Raw genomic sequence first — 16448 nt, forward strand, 5'->3', positions numbered from 1 at the left:
CCGGCTCAGAGCGGATAGCCCAGTTCCTCCAGCGGCAGGTCGCGCAGTTCCATCAGACGGCGGTTGCTTTCAGGATAGTGCGCGGCGATGCGGGCCTGCATGCGCGGCGAAAGCCGCGCCGGGCGGTTGTTGATCACCGGCACCCGGCCTGCCAGCCACTTGGCACCATGGCGCAGCGCCTGGCTGCCCGGCAGATCGATGACATAGTGCTTGTTCACCACCGACTGGCGCGAGAACAGGTTGGCCCCGCGCACCATCGCCAGCCCCACCGCCCCCAGCGAACGATTCGCGCGCGAGCCCTCCGGCGGCAGGCTCTCGATCGCGAGGCCGAGGTCCTGCTGCATCCGCGCAATCAGCACATCGCGCTCGCGCAGCCATTCATAGGGATAGACGTGGACGTGATCGCGTCCGAACAGGGCGTCGTAATGGGCGATCAGCCGGTCATATTCGAAATGCTCGAATTCGAAGGCCGGCGCCTTCCACGGACGGGTCAGCGCGCCGCGCACCTTGCGCGCAGTCTCGAAATAACGGTGGGAGCCCCAGGTGCCGCCGCCCGAGACGTACTGCGCATAGCTCGCCCGGCAGATGTCGAACTGGTTGCGGATGAAGATGACGATATGCGCGTCCGGCAGCACCGCCTTGATCCGCCGCGCCACTTCCGGGGCGAGGAACCCGTGCAGCCCGCCATTGTGGAGATAGCCCGAGAGGTTCTCCTCGCTCAGCAGAACCGGACGGTTGCGGCCATGCAGCGAGAGCACCTCGCTCGCCTGCTCGGGGCAGAAATGCATGCCGCAAGGCTTGAGAAAGGCTTCCTGCACGGTCTGCCGCGGCACATAGTCATGACTGGTGGCGCTGGGGAACAGCTGTTGCTGCAGCCAGGTCGTGGCTGTCTTGTGATATCCCAGATGAACTATCGCACTCTGCATCTCGGCCCGTCTGCACCCGTTGTCGCACTGCCAACGAGGGGACGGTGTAGAAGTTGCCTGCGAATTTCGCATAGTTTGCGGCGAAATGACAGCGTGCCGGGAACAGCTGCGGCAGTCGGAATGCGATGCCCCCCCGGGGAGGAAATATCTTAACCCTGCAGCGTCAACAGTACCGCCATGGCCAACGAACCCTTGTCGGAACATTGTTCCTTGTTGTCGAAGCCCGGAGGGCCGCCCAGGCCGGCCGACCGTCCGGCCGATTGCCCGAAGGACGCCGCATATATCAAGCCGGTCGGCGCCGGCACATCGACCTTGCCCGGCAACGCGCCGTTCCCGATTGTCTTCGAAGGCGGCGACGGTGACGACAAGGTCACTTTGGTGGGTCAAAGCAAGGCCGGGGTCATGGTCTTCGGCGGCAAGGGAAACGACAGCCTTCTGGTGGAAGACAGATGGACCTGGCTGGTCCATGAACTGACCCCGCCCGGAGCCCTGTCGCTCGCACTGGTCATCGCGATATTGCTTGGGCTGATCACGTTACGGGCATTGCGGCTGGGCGAGTAGCGCCGGCTAGGCCAGCGATTCCCCGAAGTGACGGCGGCACAGCGCGACGTAGCGGTCATTGCCGCCGATCTCGGTCTGCTGGCCTTCCCGCACCGCCGCGCCCGAGGCATCGACGCGCAGGTTCATCGTCGCCTTGCGGCCGCAGTGGCATACCGCCTTCAGCTCGATGAGCGCGTCGGCAATGCCCAGCAGCACCGCCGAGCCCGGAAACAGCTGCCCGCGAAAATCGGTGCGCAGTCCGTAGCACAGCACCGGGATATTGGTCCGGTCAGCCAGACGCGCACATTGCCAGACCTGCTCGGGGGTCAGGAACTGCGCCTCGTCGATCAGCACGCAGGCAAGCGGTTCCACCGCGTGGACCGCCCCGACGCGCGCCGAAAGGTCGGTATCAGGCGAAAAGCGATGCGCCGCCGTGTGCAGGCCGATGCGGCTCTCGATCGCGTGATCATCGCCCCCCTCGCCGCTGCCCCGGTCGTCGTGCGCGGCGGTCCACAGCATCGTGCGCATGCCGCGTTCGTGGTAGTTGAAATTCGCCTGGAGCAAGGTCGCCGACTTCCCGGCATTCATGCTGGCATAATAGAAATAGAGCTTGGCCATCGCAGCTGGGGATAACATGCCGGTTTGCCCCGCGCACGGGCACGATCCGCGATTGTCCCCGCTTGAATGGACAGGCCCAAGGTTATCTAATGGTTCCGGGCGGCACGCGGGGGCCGGGAGTGGAGGTGGTCATGAGACGATGGATCGCCGTCTTTGCGGTCTTGGCACTGGCCGTGCTGGTTGCGGCCTACATCGCCCTGTTCCCGCTGGCACCGCAAGGCGGCGCGCTTGCCCCGCTGCTGTCCAGGCTTGACGATACCGCCGCCAACCTCGTCGTCCGTTCGGGGCGCGAACTGGCAGTGCTCACGCCGCTGGCGCTGGGGATCATCCTGGCGCTGCTGCTCGCCGCCAGCGCCCACCGCGCCGGCCTGGCCGCTGCCAGGGGCGCACGCAAGCGCATGCCGGGAGGCCGCAAGGGCAATCGCCCCGACCCCGATGCCGTCTGGCGCCCCGAACCGGAACCCGTCGAGGCGGAGATGGACCATGTCCCCGGCCTTGAGCGCCGCGCCGCCGGCGATGCGGAAGCCGGGACCGGCACGGGCGCGCCGGTCGCCGCCGCCCGCACGCCGGCGGCGCCGCCGCTGATGCCCGACCTTGACGACGAACCTGCCCTGCCGCCGATCCCCGGCGCGATCGTGCTGGCCCGCAAACCGCGCGAGCGCACCACCAGCGAGCAGGCCTGGTTCGACGAGACCAGCTGGCTCGGCGGCCTGCCCCGTCTCGGCACGGCCGCCTGGCCCGCGGACGAACGCGGCCCGCTGCCCTTCGCGGCCCAGCTGGACCTCGCCGCGATCGCCGCCGCCTGCCCCGACAGCCCTTTGCCCAGGTCCGGTTCGCTCGCCTTTTTCCTCGGCTCCGGCGCAGTCATCGAAGTGCCCGGCGCGCCGGAACTCTTCACCGAGCCGCCTCCCGGCCTGCCCCCCGCCTTCGACGAGGGAGGACACCCCCTGCCCGCCCATGCCGGTCCGCTGTCGCGCGCATTTTTCCCGTTCTGGCCGGTGGAACCGCTCTCTATGGACCTGCCCGGAGACACGGCCCCACGCAGCGAAGGCTTCACCGCAACCCAGCCCGCAGAGCACCTCTGGTGGCACGGCGCCGTGCACCTGGCCGATTGCCTGCACATGGCCCACCACAGCGCCGCCCATGCCGTCGCCACCGAGCGTGAGCGGGGAACCCTTGCAGCCGCGCGGCTGGCCCGGCTCGAACAGGATCCGACCACCAGCATCGAGGACCTCGACGAGGCCGGCGAGGCGCTGGCCGCCTGCGAACGGCAATTGCCCGCGATCCTGGCCGAACAGGCCAGTCTGGCACAAGTGGTGACGGCGATGGACGGTTTTGTCGCCGACCGCGATCCGTGGACGGCGCTCAACGCCGAGGAAATCGCGGTGCTGGGCGAACTGCTGGCCCATGTGCAGCGCGACTGCCCCACCCTCGTCCGCTTCTACGTGCCTGAAACGCTGGGAGAACTCACGACCTTGTCGCTGCGCGCGATGATGACCGGCGATGCCCGGGCCTTCGCGCAGGTGCCCGCGGCCGAGCTGGCGCGGATCAACGATCAGCACCGCCTTGCCATCGGCCATCAGCACCAGCTTTTCGGCATCGCGGCGCCGCGTCCGCGCCATGCACCGCCGCCGGACGGCGACGTGCTGCTGCTCCAGCTCGGATGCGACGACATGATGGAATGGAACTGGGCCCACAAGGGCCTGTTCCAGTTCCGCCTCTCCGCCCGGGACATGGCCGAGCGGCGCTGGGACCGGGTAACGCTGACCTTCCTGCCGGAATAACGACTCCGCGCGGAAGACCTACTCTTCGTCGAGGTCGCGCTTGACGCGCGGATCGCTCAGCAGCGCATCGATGCGGCTGGCCTCGTCGAACGTCTCGTCGGCCCGGAAACGGATCTTGGCGGCGAACCGCAGCTTGAGACGCTGGGCAACCTCGCGCTGGAAAAACGCGGTGTTGGTACGCAGGGCCTTGAGCACCGCTTCCTCGTCCTCGCCCAGCAGCGGCTTCACATAGACCGTCGCGATCCTGAGATCCGGGCTCATCCGCACTTCGGTGACCGAGACCGAATGCCCGCTCAGCGTGGCGTCGTGGACCTGCTGGCGGGTGAGGATTTCCGAAATGACGTGGCGCACCTGCTCGCCAACCTTGAGAAGGCGGACGGACTGCTGCTCGGGCGTGATCTGCTGGCGGGACATGACGACCTCCATGTGGGCGTAATGCGACAATTTGCAACAAATGATTACGGCACCCATCGCCGTTCCTGTGGTTAAGGGCTGCAAGAGACACATTCCCCCCACCCGTTCAAGGAGCCGAACCCATGCGTAAATTCACCGCAGCCCTGCTCGCCGCCGCGATCGTCGTGCCCAGCCTGGCAGCCCCGGCGATGGCGCAGCCCGGCAAGCCCACCCAGGGTCATTCGAATCAGGGTCACGCGACCCCGGCCAAGAAGCCGAGCCAGACCCCGCACCGCTTCAAGAAGGGCGAGAAGTTCGACCGCAGCCGCGCATCGCACTACCAGACGGTCGACTACCGCAAGTATCGCAACGTGAAGGCCCCGCCGAAGGGTTACCACTACGTGCGTTCGGGCAATGACCTGCTGCTCGTGGGCATCACCAGCGGCCTGGTTGCCGCCGTGACCATGAACATGTTCCACTGATCCTTCAGCGGACCTGAAAACCGAAAAGGGCGGCACCTGCAAAGGCGCCGCCCTTTTTACATCTTGGCGTCGATCCGCGCCAGCGAGCGGACATTGCGCGCGGTGGCCCGGCAGCCGAGGCGATTGCCGACGAATTCCATCGTCAGCAGGCTTTCCGCCGGCGGACGGGCATAATCGATGAACAGACAGCGCGTGCCGAGCGCCAGACGCTCGCCGCCCAGCGTGCCATGATCGGCCTGCAACCGCTCGAACTGCGCCTGCGCCGGTTGCCCCGACAGCAGCAAGGTGTGCACGAAGCTGTCACCGCTCTCCCCGGCGAAAGGATTCTCCTCCACCGCCGCGCGAATTTCCGCGCGGGTACGCACGGCGACAAACGCCTTGAGGTCGAACCGGTCGCGCATCAGATAGGCCAGCAGGTCCTCCAGCCCTTCGCTCGGCCGCTCCTCATACTCGAACAGGACATTGCCGCTGGAGATCACCGTCTCGGCATTCTCCAGTTCCTCACGCTCGAAGGCATACCTGAGGTCCGCCATCGACAGGCGGTCGCCGCGAACGGTCAGGCTCTCGAAAAAGGCGCAATAGCGGGTCATCGCAGTATCATCAGTCCTATTGGCAGAAAGAGTCTGTTTGAAAAATGCCCGAAAGGGCATTTTTGGTCCGGCACCGGCCCGCTCCCCCACCCGACCGCCCATCGGCAGTATCCTGTGGGTGGTCGGGTGGGGGAGCGGGCCGGTGCCGCGAAATTCGCTTTGCGCGAATTTCCAAACGATCTCTAACATCGCCGCGCAGGTCAAAGCTCCAAGGCAGCCGCATCCGGTGCGCGTCACCGCTTCATCGACAAGGGCATTCCCGAAGGCCCTGCCGATCCGATCACGGCGCCTGAAACGAGGGCGGCCACCGCCGGGCTTGTCGCCCGACGATGGCCGCTGCTGTCCTTTCGGCCGGCGCCCGCGCGAAACGGGCACCGTCTATCAGCCGACGGTACGCTCGCGGTGGCTGACTTCGAAGACTTCGAGGTGGTCGCCCGCCTTGATGTCGTTCGTGTCGGCCAGCACGACACCGCATTCGAGCCCGGCGCGCACTTCGTCCACGTCGTCCTTGAACCGGCGCAGCGAGGAGATGGTCGTGGCCGAAACGATGACGTCGTTGCGGGTAAGACGCGCGCTGAGCCCCTTGCGGATGTAGCCTTCGACCACCAGCAGACCGGCGGCCTTGTCGCGCTTGCCGGCCGGGAAGACCTGCTTGACTTCGGCGCGGCCGACGACGGTTTCGATCCGTTCGGGGCCCCAGATGCCGGCCATCTGCTTGGCGACTTCGGCGGTCAGTTCGTAGATGATGTCGTAGTACATCATCGGCGTCTTGGTCTTCGCGATCAGTTCGCGCGCCTTGGCGTTCGGACGCACGTTGAAGCCGACGATCGGAGCCCCCGAGGCCGAAGCCAGAGCCACGTCGGTTTCGGTGATGGCACCGACGCCCGACTGCAGGATGCGAACCTTGATCTCGTCGTTCGACAGGTTGTTGAGCGCGGCGCTGATCGCCTCGACCGAACCCTGGACGTCGCCCTTGATCACCACCGGATACTCGATGACATTCTGCTTGGCGGCCAGCGCCGAGAACATCGTATCGATGTTGGCGGGCGCCGTTGCCGTGCGCTTGGCGGTCGCCTGTTCCTGACGGTAGGACGAAACCTCGCGGGCACGCTGCTCGCTCTCGACGACGGTCAGCTTGTCACCGGCCATCGGCACGCCGCCGATACCCAGCACTTCCACCGGCATCGACGGCGGTGCGGCCTTCACCTGGCGGCCCTTGTCGTCGAGCATGGCGCGCACGCGGCCGCTCTCGGTGCCGACGACGAGGATGTCGCCGACCTTGAGGGTGCCGCGGTTGACCAGCACGGTCGCCAGCGGGCCCTTGCCCTTGTCGAGCTTGGCTTCGATCACGGTCGCCTCGGCCTCGCGGTCGGGGTTGGCCTTGAGCTCCATCAGTTCGGCCTGGAGCAGGATCTTCTCGATCAGCTCGTCAAGACCGACACCGGTCTTGGCCGAGATTTCGACGTCCTGGACGTCGCCCGACATCGCCTCGACGACGACCTCGTGCTCGAGCAGACGCTCGCGGACGCGCTGGGCGTTGGCTTCGTGCTTGTCGATCTTGTTGATCGCCACGATCATCGGCACGCCGGCGGCCTTGGTGTGATTGATGGCCTCGATCGTCTGCGGCATGATGCCGTCGTCGGCCGCAACCACCAGGATCACGATGTCGGTCACGTTGGCGCCGCGCATACGCATCTGCGTGAAGGCGGCGTGACCCGGCGTATCGAGGAAGGTGACGAGATCGCCGCCCTTGGTCTTGATCTGGTAGGCGCCCATGTGCTGCGTGATGCCGCCGGCTTCGCCCTTTACCACGTCGGTGCCGCGCAGGGCATCGAGCAGCGAGGTCTTGCCGTGGTCGACGTGGCCCATGATGGCAACCACGGGCGGACGCGACTTCAGGGTTTCGGGTGCATCGACGTCCACCGAGGTGTCGATGTCGACGTCGCTGTCCGAAACGCGCTGGATGTTGTGGCCGAATTCGGTGACGAGCAGTTCGGCGGTATCCTGGTCGATCGTCTGGTTGACGGTGACCATCATGCCCATCTTGAACATCGCCTTCACAAGGTCGGCGCCCTTCTCGGCCATGCGGTTCGCCAGTTCCTGGACGGTGATCGCCTCGGGGACGATCACGTCGCGGACCTGCTTCTCACGCTGCTGCGACTGGCCGCCGAAGTGGGCACGGCGTTCCTTCTCGCGGGCGCGCTTGAGCGCCGCGAGCGAACGGGCGCGGGCGCCCTCGTCGTCGTTGAGCGCGCGGTTGACCGTGAGCTTGCCCGACTGGCGGCGATCACCGCCCTTGCGGTCACGCTCGGGGGTGCTGCGCGGCGGCGGGGCGCTGGTCTTCTTGGCGCCGGCCGGGCCCTTGGGCGCGCTGCCGGCGTTGCTCGAACCAGCGGCATTGCCGCTTGCATTGCCGCTTGCATTGCCGCCGGCGTTGCCAGCCGTATTGCCACCGGCATTGGCGGGAGCGGCTTCCGGACGGCGCACCGGCTCGGGGCGCTGCACCGGGGTGAAGCGGCGCGGCGCGGGTGCCGGTGCGGCGGCCTGCACAGGTGCCTTGGCGACCGGAGCGGGCGCGGCTGCCGGGGCAGCAGGCGCCGCAGCAGCGGGTGCCTCGGCCGGAGCGGCCTCTGCCGGAGCAGCCTCTGCCGAAGGCGCCTCTGTCGGAGCCTGGGGCGCGGCCACCGGCTGCTGGGCCGGAGCAGCCGCTTCGGCGCTGGCTGCGGCTTCGGCCGCTTCGCGGGCCTTGACGGCTTCTTCCTCGGCGCGGCGATTGGCTTCGGCGCGCTGCTTCTCTTCCTCGATCGCGCGCAGCTTCTGTTCCTGCTCGCGGCGGGTGGTTTCCTCCAGCACCGCAAGGCGCGCTTCTTCGGCCTCACGCTGCAGGCGGGCGACACGTTCCTGCGGGGTTTCACCGGGGATGAAGGTCGGCTTGCGGGGCGCAGGCTGCGGAGCCGGGCGCGCGGGCGCAGCGGCCTGCGGCGCGGGCGTAGCCTGCGGTGCGGGTGCGGGTGCAGGTGCAGCCTGCGGAGCCGGGGCAGCCTCGGCACCGCCCTCGCCGGGCTTGCCGATCACGCGCTTCTTCTTCACCTCGACCACCACCTTGTTGGTGCGGCCGTGGCTGAAGGTCTGCTTGACCTCACCCGCTTCCACTGAGCGCTTAAGCCCAAGCGGCTTGCGGCCCAGGGTCGGTTTGTTGTCGGTCTCGCTCATATCTCTCGTCTTGCCCTTCGGTCTCAATTCGTCGTCGCGGATGCGGCAGCCTGTGCCGGATCCGTGCCACTAGCCATATCGCCCCCGGCCGCATCGGCGCGGGGTTGCCCCTGGAAATGCAGTAGGCGCTGCAATTGCGCCGCGACTCGGGAAGCCGAGCCGCGATCGTTGAGCGCCAGGTGAACGACGTTGTCGCGGCCCAATGCCACAGACAGCGTCTCCCGGTCCAGTGGCAAGCGTGTGCCCTTGAGACCGCTTCCTTCCGCCTCGCTCCCGACTCTCCAGGCCTGGTCGAGCTTTCGCGAGCCGTCTTCGCTCGCATCGGCGGCATGGGCAAGCCACGTGACCCGGCCCTCACGCGCGTTCTGCGCAATGCGGTCCGAGCCCATGAGCAACTTGCCCGACTTCAGTTCGAGCCCCAGCCGGTCGGTCAGCGCGCGGATGAGCGCCTGTTCGATCCTGTTGCCGAGGTCGTCCGGAATGGTGAGTGCTGCGCCCTTATAGGCGCGCGCCATCGCGCCCTTTAGTTTGCCCTTCACGAGGGCAATTTCAAGGGTCTCGCGTGAAACGCCGATCCACGCGCCGCGCCCGGGGGCACGCGCGTGGACGTCGGGAAGGACCAGACCGTCCGGCGAAATCGCCAGACGGATCAGGTCTTCACGCGCACCGGTCTCGCCGGAGAGAATGCATTTCCTCTCCGGACCGGTGCCATCGATGTCGGAGCTTACGCGCTCATTGCGAGGATTCCGCATCGGCGGCCTCCTCGGTTGCCGGTTCGTCTTCGAACCAGTGGGCACGGGCAGCCATGATGATCTCGTTGCCCTGTTCTTCGGTCAGGCCGTACTCGCCAAGCGCGCCGCCCTTGTCCTCGTCACGCGCACGCTTGTTCACCGTGCCGTCGCGGCGACGCTGCTCGGTGCGCTTCTTGGCGATCAGCTCGTCGGTGGCGAGGTCGGCCAGATCGTCGAGCGTCTTGATGCCGGCCTTGCCGAGCGTGACCAGCATCGCTTCGGTGAGGTGCGGCAGGTCGGCGAGGCCGTCCTCGACGCCGAGCGCACGGCGTTCCTGGCGGCTTGCCTCTTCGCGGCGCTCGAGCGCTTCGTGGGCGCGGCTCTGGAGTTCCTCGGCCAGTTCCTCGTCGAAGCCCTCGATGTTGGCCAGTTCGCCGACTTCGATGTAGGCGACCTCTTCCAGCTCGCTGAAGCCTTCGGCGACCAGCAGCTGCGAGAGCGTCTCGTCGACGTCCAGTTCTTCCTCGAACATCTTCGAGCGCTCGGTGAATTCCTTCTGGCGCTTCTCCGAGGCTTCCGCCTCGGTCATGATGTCGATCTGCGAGCCGGTCAGCTGCGAGGCAAGGCGCACGTTCTGGCCGCGACGGCCGATCGCCAGCGACAGCTGGTCATCGGGAACGACGACTTCGATGCGGCTTTCTTCCTCGTCGATGACGACGCGGCTGACCGTGGCGGGCTGGAGGCCGTTGACGACGAACGTCGCGGTGTCCTCGCTCCAGGGGATGATGTCGATCTTTTCGCCCTGCAGTTCCTGCACGACGGCCTGGACGCGGCTGCCCTTCATGCCGACGCAGGCGCCGACCGGGTCGATCGAATGGTCGTTGCTGATCACGCCGATCTTGGCGCGCGAGCCCGGATCGCGGGCTGCGGCCTTGATCTCGATGATGCCGTCGTAGATTTCGGGCACTTCCTGCGCGAAGAGCTTCTTCATGAAGTCCGGGTGGGCGCGCGAAAGGAAGATCTGCGGACCACGGTTCTGGCGCTCGACACGCAGGACCAGCGCACGGACGCGCTCACCGACGCGGGCGGCTTCGCGGGGGATCTGCTGGTCGCGGCGGATCACGCCCTCGGCGCGGCCGAGGTTGACGATCACGTGGCCGAATTCGACCGACTTGATCACGCCGGTGATCACTTCGCCGACGCGGTCCTTGAATTCCTCGTACTGACGGTCACGCTCGGCGTCGCGGACCTTCTGGAAGATCACCTGCTTGGCCGACTGCGCGTCGATGCGACCGAGGTCCACCGGGGGCAGCGGATCGACGATGAAGTCGCCGAGCTGCGCGCCCTTCTGGAGCTTTTCGGCCTGCTTGAGGTCGACCTGCTTGAAGTAGTCCTCGACATGCTCGACCACTTCGACGACGCGCCACAGGCGCAAGTCGCCGGTGCGCGGATCGAGCTTGGCGCGGATGTCGTTCTCGGCGCCGTAACGGTTACGGGCCGACTTCTGGATCGCTTCTTCCATCGCCTCGATGACGATCGACTTGTCGATCATCTTCTCCGACGCGACCGAGTTCGCGATTGCAAGCAGCTCGGCGCGGTTGGCGGAAATCGCACTGGCCATGGCTTAGTCTTCCTGTTCCTCGACGATCTCGTCGGCCCCGCTGACGTCCAGCGGGCGGGTTGCGGCGATCAGCTTGTCGGTAAGGACGAGCCTTGCGGAATGAATGATGTCCAGCGGGAACGTGACGCGGCCGGACTTCTTGTCGTCGACCGTGACCTGGTCGCCGTCGATGCCGACGAGTTCGCCGGTCAGCCCCTTGCGGTTGCCGTCGACCGGCGCCGTCAGGTTCACCTTGACCTCATGCCCGGCCCAGTTCGCATAGTCCTTGGGGCGGGTCAGCGGACGGTCGATGCCCGGCGAGCTGACTTCGAGACGATAGGCTTCCTCGATCAGCACGTCGCCGGCTTCTTCCAGCGCGTCCATGCGATCGGAAATGCGGTGCGAGAGCTTCACGCAGTCCTCGATCACCAGCTGACCCGTTGCCGGGTTCTCCGCCATGATCTGCAGCGCGATCTCGTCGTCGCCCACTTCGCTCTTGCCGAACACACGCACGCGCACGAGATCGAAGCCGAGGGCGGTAACCTCCGGTTCGATGACTTCAATAAGGCGTGCGATGTCGGCCAAGCCGTATTCTCCGAATCGATTCGTTGCTGTGAAACCGGCCACCGGGGCAACGCAGTTTCGCGCCGGCCCCTTCCGGCGCCAGCCCGAACCTTGTTTCACCAATGTCGGGATGAGGCGCAGATAAGCGCATTGCCGGAAAAACGCAAGAGCGAGAGTCGCAGCCGCGGCGACGCGGGCACAAGGGCGCATGAACCGCCGTAAACGGCACCGACCCGCCGCCTTGGCGACCTCCCGTCAGGACACACGCCGGGAAGTCAGCCGGTTTCTCCACCTTGGCGAAAGGACCCGAGGGTCGCGTTCGGGCCCGCCAGGAGAGCGACGGATCGGTGCCGCCAACCCGCCACCAGAGTGGCGAGCGCACCTCACAGGACATGCAGGCCGGGCGGGATCGTGTGTGGGGGTGGGGCCCACCCGGCCTGCGTCCGGCGACGGAGGGAGGTGTCGCCGAACCACGTCATTCTTGTTGCCGGCGCGGGCATGATCGCCCCGCGCCCCGCAGGCGCTACCCCGCGCCTGCCATCAGACCTGCCTGGCGCATGCTGGCAACGCTGCGCCCGCCGATCACGAGATGGTCGAACAGATCAAGGTCCACCGCCCGGCATACCGCGGCGATCTGGCGCGTGGCGACAACGTCGGCCCGGCTCGGCCGATAGCTGCCGGAGGGATGGTTGTGCGCCAGCACGATGCCCGCCGCGTCACAGGCCAGCGCCCGCTGGACCAGCATCCGATAGCTGCTGCCGATCGAGGCGACGCCGCCGGCGACGCACACCGCCTCGCCGATCAGCCGCCCGGCGCGGTCGAACGGCAGTTCCACCAGCACTTCCCGGCCAAGCCGGCCAAGCCGGACTACCAGCGTTTCGAGTAACCGGCTCGAGAGCGGACGGACCCGGCAGTATCCCGGGACCAGATCTGCCAGGAACGATCGCTGCCATCCCGCCGCATCCGGCGCATATGCATCAGCGTCCCCGCCAGCAGCACCGCAAGCGCCAGCCCCGTCGGCGTACTGCGCATCACGGCATAGACCACCGGCGGGATGCCGATGTCCGCCCACCGTGCGAAATGCGCGCTGAGGCTCAGCAATTGCAGCGAAGTTGCCCATAACGGCCAGATCCTCATCGCGTGAAGCGCCAGCATGCCGAAACCGATGGTCCCTACCAGGTCCGTCAGGAGCGACAGCGGGTCCACGGTCCGGAAGCCGCTGGGAAGGAAGATCTCGGCGGTAGCCTCGAACCCGACCATCGCAAGGATGACCACGGCGCCCCAGCGTTCGGGAGCCCCACCCTTCCACAGCGCCAATGCCAGCGAAACGACCAGGAGCAGGAAGAAAACCAATTGTTCCGAATTGATCACACCAGCCCCTTCGCCATCGATCAGGCGGCGGTTGCCACCATCGCGCCGATCTCTTCCGCAGTCATCTCCGCGAGACGTGCTTCATCGGGGCAGCGGATCGGAATGTCCATGGTTTCCGCGATCTTCGAGAGGTCGCGGTGCGCCCGCACCAGTTCGAGACGGGCATCCATCAGGCTCTGCTGCAGCCGGGCGACGCGCGCCATCGGCTGCTGGCCAAGCCGGGCCGCTTCCTCGGTGACGATACGCGCCCGGGCGATCTCGGCAAAAAGCTCGCTCGACTTGGCGAGCAATTCGTCCATGTCGTTCTCGACCGAGCGAATGGTGCGTGCGATCCGCATGCCTGCGATTTCCGGTGTCATGCCTCTAACCCCTATCTGCGCCTTGGCGCCGGTTCCCGTGACGGAGGCATCGGCAGCGGCCAGGCACGAGAGCAAGGGCAGGCGCCGCTAGATCAGCCGCCCCAGGACATCGGCGATCGACAGCGTTGCCGCCAGCGTCACCGCCATCATCAGGGCCAGCACGATTACCGCGACGATGCGCCCGGCCCGGCCGAACTTCGCATCGAAAGCCTCCAGACCCGCCGGTTCGATCGTCGGGGCTCCGTACCAGTCCGGATGCCGCTCCATCGGGCGGGCATCGGAGAGAACGAAGACCGGATCGACCGGCAAGTCCTGATCCGCTTCATCCGGCAGCGCGGGGTCGGCGTCGACACGGGAAAAATCACATAGGGGTTTGCCACATAGCTCGACCAGCTGGGCATAGAGGCGCGCGGTATCCTTGCGGTTGACCGTTCCCCACTTGTCGCGCACGGCACCGATCCGCTGATCCACGGTGTTGGGCGCAATCGCCAGCTCACGGGCGATTTCCTTGGTGGTGCGATGCATGACCAGCAGGTCCAGCACCTCGACCTGCTTGTCGGTCAGGCTGCCCAGCATGGCCTTGCCTTCCGCAATGTCGGTCACGTCGTCCACACTGCCCTCAATCGGTGTATCCCAGGGTCCATGCCCGCCGGGCTACTATACCAGAACACCACCCTATACGGGCAGTCCCTTAAAGAAAATATCTTCAGGAAATCAGTCGCCGGATGTCCGGCTTTCCCAAGTCCGCCCAGAAAAACCCCATACGGGTTCACCGGGCCCCTTAAACCGATTCGGTGTCCGAAAGCGAATCCCGCCGCCCGGCAGCCAAAGACGGCGCCACAATCATATCGGCGGAAAGGCGATGCCGTTTGATCGCATGGCGCAACTGGTCGTAACTCAATCCCAGCGCCGCCGCCGCCCGCCGCTGGTTCCAGCGATGCCCCTCCAGCGCCTCGACCAGCAGCGCCCGCTCGTAGGCCTCGACCGCGCCCCGCAAGTCGCGCCCGGCACGAGGCGGACCTGCCGAAACCGGCACAGATTGCACCGCAGGCGGAACCGGCACATCGGCAAGCGGCGACACGCGCACCGGCCCCGGAACTGGCCCCGGAACTGGCCCCGCCCCCGGAACTGTCACCGGCTCGGCCCGCCAGGGATAATCGAACGGGTCGAAGACGATTCGCGCGATCGGCTCCTCCTCCAACCCCCAGCGGTAGACCGCCCGCTCCACCACATTGCGCAGTTCACGCACGTTGCCGGGCCAGCGATGCGCCTCCAGCGCCGCCATCGCCTCGGCCGCGAAGCCCGGCCAGCGATCCCACTCCAGCTCGCTGGCCATGCGGCGCCCATAATAATCGGCCAGTTCGAACACATCCCCTTCCCGCGCCCGCAGCGGCGGCAGGTTGATGACCTCGAAGCTGAGCCGGTCGAGCAGGTCGGCGCGGAACGTCCCCTCCTCCACCATGCGCGGCAGGTCGGCATTGGTGGCGCCGACGATGCGCACATCGACCTGCACCGGCCGCGAGGCGCCGATCCGCGCGACCTCGCCATATTCGATGGCGCGCAGCAGCCGCTCCTGCGCCGCCATCGACAGGGTGCCGAGTTCGTCGAGGAACAGGGTCCCGCGATCGGCCTCCTCGAAGCGCCCTGCCCGCGCCCGCACCGCGCCGGTGAAGGCCCCCGCCTCGTGCCCGAACAGTTCCGCCTCGATCAGCGTCTCGGGCAGCGCCGCGCAGTTGAGCGTGACCAGCGGCTCCCCCCAGCGCGGCGAGAGGTGGTGGAGCCGCTGGGCGATCAGTTCCTTGCCGGTCCCCCGCTCACCGATCACCAGCACCGGGCGGCGCACGGCAGCGGCACGGCTCGCCCGCTCGACCGCGTCGAGGAAGGCCGAGGACTGGCCGATGAACTGGACTTCGCGCTCCATTCCCAAATGTTAGCGAAATTTCCCATTCATTGGCAATTCATATTTCCAGCGCATCCGAGACAAGACACTGAAATCACGCAATTCCGCCATTTCCGCAATTTGGCACACCCCTTGCGAAGCATTGGGCAATCTCACTGATCCCAACCGAAGGACCGATGCCATGCCGTTCCATGAAGCTCCCGCAGCCAGCCGCGACGCCGCCGGCGCCCCGGTGCGCAGCAAGCTCGACTGGGCGATCCTCATCAGCATCCTGGCGATGGGTTCGCTCAACCTCGTGGCCATGAGCGATCAGTTCGCCACCAAGGCCCATGCGGCGGCCCCCGTGTGCATGGGGAGCCACCTGCAATGAGCAGGCTCGACGCGGAGATCGAAATTCTCCAGACTTCGGGCCAGGCCGCCGGCAGCGCCCGGGACGGCCGCGCCCGCCCTTTCGATCCGAGCCAGCTCGGTTTCGAGAACCGGACGCGGACAGGCGGCAACCACGGCACCACGGGCTTCAAGGCTTCGGGCATCAATAATTCGGGCTTCGGCACCAAAGGAACGACCACGATGGGTATCTTCTCCCGCACCCGCGACATCATCGCCGCCAACTTCAACGACATGCTCGACAAGGCCGAAGACCCGGCCAAGATGATCCGCCTGATCATCCTCGAGATGGAAGAGACGCTGGTGGAGGTGCGCACCAGCAGCGCGCGGACCATCGCCGACCAGAAGGAACTGCGCCGCCACGTCGGCAAGCTCGACCGGCTCCAGGCCGACTGGGGCGACAAGGCCCAGCTCGCGCTCAGCAAGGACCGCGAGGATCTTGCCCGCGCCGCCCTGCTCGAACGCAAGAAGGCCGCCGACATGGCCGAGCAGCTCAATGCCGAGATCCTCGTGCTGGACGATGCCCTGCGCGCCTACGAGACCGACATCGCGAAGCTGCAGAGCCGCCTGCGCGAAGCGCGCAGCCGCCAGTCCTCGATCGCCGCGCGCTTGCAGAGCGCCGAGAATCGCGTCAAACTGCGCACCTTGCTGTCGAGCGAGCGCGTGGACGAGGCGCTGGTGCGCTTCGAACAGCTCGAACGCCGTGTCGACTATGCGGAAGGCCGTGCCGAGGCGATGAGCCTGGCCGACAAGCGCCAGCCGACGCTCGCCGAAGAGATCGCCGCACTCGCCGATGGCGACACGATCGACGCCGAACTGGCCGAGATGAAGCGCGCGATGGGCACGCCTGCCGCCAGCGCTCCTGCCAAGCCGGACGGCGACCCGTTCTGATCCTGTCGGCGCGCACCTGGCCTCCCGGCATGCGCGCGCCGTCCGGCCCCTTCAGATGGGGCGTGTGACCGGGAGCGGAGGCCTGCGGCCTCCAGCGTT

18 protein-coding genes are annotated in these 16448 nt (G+C 66.8%); 5 read left to right on the forward strand and 13 right to left on the reverse strand.

All coding sequences use genetic code 11. The features are described 5' to 3' along the window. Positions 1-5 precede the first annotated feature (5 nt). Positions 6-926 carry a hypothetical protein gene (locus tag OKA11_RS12855; protein ID WP_267220846.1) on the reverse strand — a complete coding sequence of 307 codons (921 nt, stop codon included), beginning with the start codon at positions 924-926 and terminating at the stop codon, positions 6-8. A 177-nt stretch (positions 927-1103) separates the two neighbouring features. Here OKA11_RS12855 and OKA11_RS12860 point away from each other — a divergent pair, with 177 nt between their 5' ends. Continuing rightward, a complete protein-coding gene (locus OKA11_RS12860; RefSeq protein WP_267220848.1) occupies positions 1104-1487 on the forward strand; it encodes a hypothetical protein in 384 nt (127 codons plus the stop codon). Between the two features lie 6 nt (positions 1488-1493). On the opposite strand, the gene OKA11_RS12865 is transcribed toward OKA11_RS12860, so the two are convergent. Further along, positions 1494-2084 (reverse strand): thymidine kinase, encoded by a 591-nt coding sequence (locus tag OKA11_RS12865; protein ID WP_267220980.1) that lies wholly within the window; start codon positions 2082-2084, stop codon positions 1494-1496. A gap of 131 nt (positions 2085-2215) precedes the next feature. On the opposite strand from OKA11_RS12865, the gene OKA11_RS12870 reads away from it, so the two are divergent. After that, positions 2216-3868, forward strand: coding sequence for a DUF1963 domain-containing protein (locus OKA11_RS12870; protein ID WP_267220850.1), 1653 nt, complete (start codon positions 2216-2218; stop codon positions 3866-3868). 18 nt (positions 3869-3886) lie between these two features. On the opposite strand, the gene rbfA is transcribed toward OKA11_RS12870, so the two are convergent. Next, the gene (rbfA, locus tag OKA11_RS12875) at positions 3887-4282 is read right to left on the reverse strand and encodes a 30S ribosome-binding factor RbfA (protein WP_142632391.1); all 396 of its coding nucleotides are present in this window, start codon (positions 4280-4282) and stop codon (positions 3887-3889) included. Positions 4283-4404: 122 nt separating this feature from the next. Here rbfA and OKA11_RS12880 point away from each other — a divergent pair, with 122 nt between their 5' ends. Further along, entirely contained in the window at positions 4405-4743 is a 339-nt protein-coding gene (locus OKA11_RS12880; protein WP_267220853.1) for an RcnB family protein, read from the forward strand. A gap of 56 nt (positions 4744-4799) precedes the next feature. On the opposite strand, the gene OKA11_RS12885 is transcribed toward OKA11_RS12880, so the two are convergent. The 10 genes from OKA11_RS12885 to pspF all read right to left on the reverse strand — a co-directional run bounded on the left by OKA11_RS12885 (position 4800) and on the right by pspF (position 15092). Then, the gene (locus OKA11_RS12885) at positions 4800-5333 is read right to left on the reverse strand and encodes a DUF1697 domain-containing protein (protein ID WP_267220855.1); all 534 of its coding nucleotides are present in this window, start codon (positions 5331-5333) and stop codon (positions 4800-4802) included. A gap of 381 nt (positions 5334-5714) precedes the next feature. Continuing rightward, the gene (gene infB, locus OKA11_RS12890; protein ID WP_267220857.1) at positions 5715-8546 is read right to left on the reverse strand and encodes a translation initiation factor IF-2; all 2832 of its coding nucleotides are present in this window, start codon (positions 8544-8546) and stop codon (positions 5715-5717) included. 23 nt (positions 8547-8569) lie between these two features. After that, the gene (locus OKA11_RS12895; RefSeq protein ID WP_267220859.1) at positions 8570-9298 is read right to left on the reverse strand and encodes a DUF448 domain-containing protein; all 729 of its coding nucleotides are present in this window, start codon (positions 9296-9298) and stop codon (positions 8570-8572) included. After that, on the reverse strand, positions 9279-10898 hold the full coding sequence (gene nusA, locus OKA11_RS12900) for a transcription termination factor NusA (protein WP_267220862.1): 1620 nt from the start codon (positions 10896-10898) through the stop codon (positions 9279-9281). Before nusA ends, OKA11_RS12895 begins: the two co-directional genes overlap by 20 nt. Positions 10899-10901: 3 nt before the next feature. After that, positions 10902-11462 (reverse strand): ribosome maturation protein RimP, encoded by a 561-nt coding sequence (gene rimP / locus OKA11_RS12905; protein WP_267220864.1) that lies wholly within the window; start codon positions 11460-11462, stop codon positions 10902-10904. Positions 11463-11964: 502 nt separating this feature from the next. Next, positions 11965-12276, reverse strand: coding sequence for a JAB domain-containing protein (locus OKA11_RS12910; RefSeq protein ID WP_267220865.1), 312 nt, complete (start codon positions 12274-12276; stop codon positions 11965-11967). Positions 12277-12308: 32 nt separating this feature from the next. Beyond that, positions 12309-12812, reverse strand: coding sequence for a hypothetical protein (locus OKA11_RS12915; protein ID WP_267220867.1), 504 nt, complete (start codon positions 12810-12812; stop codon positions 12309-12311). A gap of 20 nt (positions 12813-12832) precedes the next feature. Further along, entirely contained in the window at positions 12833-13171 is a 339-nt protein-coding gene (locus tag OKA11_RS12920) for a hypothetical protein (protein ID WP_267220869.1), read from the reverse strand. A gap of 87 nt (positions 13172-13258) precedes the next feature. Beyond that, a complete protein-coding gene (locus OKA11_RS12925; protein ID WP_267220871.1) occupies positions 13259-13783 on the reverse strand; it encodes a helix-turn-helix domain-containing protein in 525 nt (174 codons plus the stop codon). A 169-nt stretch (positions 13784-13952) separates the two neighbouring features. Then, complete coding sequence (gene pspF / locus OKA11_RS12930; protein ID WP_267220873.1) at positions 13953-15092, reverse strand: phage shock protein operon transcriptional activator; 1140 nt, start codon at positions 15090-15092, stop codon at positions 13953-13955. 160 nt (positions 15093-15252) lie between these two features. Here pspF and OKA11_RS12935 point away from each other — a divergent pair, with 160 nt between their 5' ends. Together OKA11_RS12935 and pspA are read left to right on the forward strand one after the other, a co-directional pair. Beyond that, positions 15253-15441: a hypothetical protein gene (locus tag OKA11_RS12935; RefSeq protein ID WP_267220875.1), complete on the forward strand. Its 189-nt coding sequence runs from the start codon at positions 15253-15255 to the stop codon at positions 15439-15441. Further along, entirely contained in the window at positions 15438-16349 is a 912-nt protein-coding gene (pspA, locus tag OKA11_RS12940; protein ID WP_267220877.1) for a phage shock protein PspA, read from the forward strand. The genes OKA11_RS12935 and pspA overlap by 4 nt, the downstream gene beginning before the upstream one ends. Positions 16350-16448 lie beyond the last annotated feature (99 nt).

The organism is Novosphingobium clariflavum, assembly GCF_026420865.1.
GTDB lineage: Bacteria > Pseudomonadota > Alphaproteobacteria > Sphingomonadales > Sphingomonadaceae > Novosphingobium > Novosphingobium clariflavum.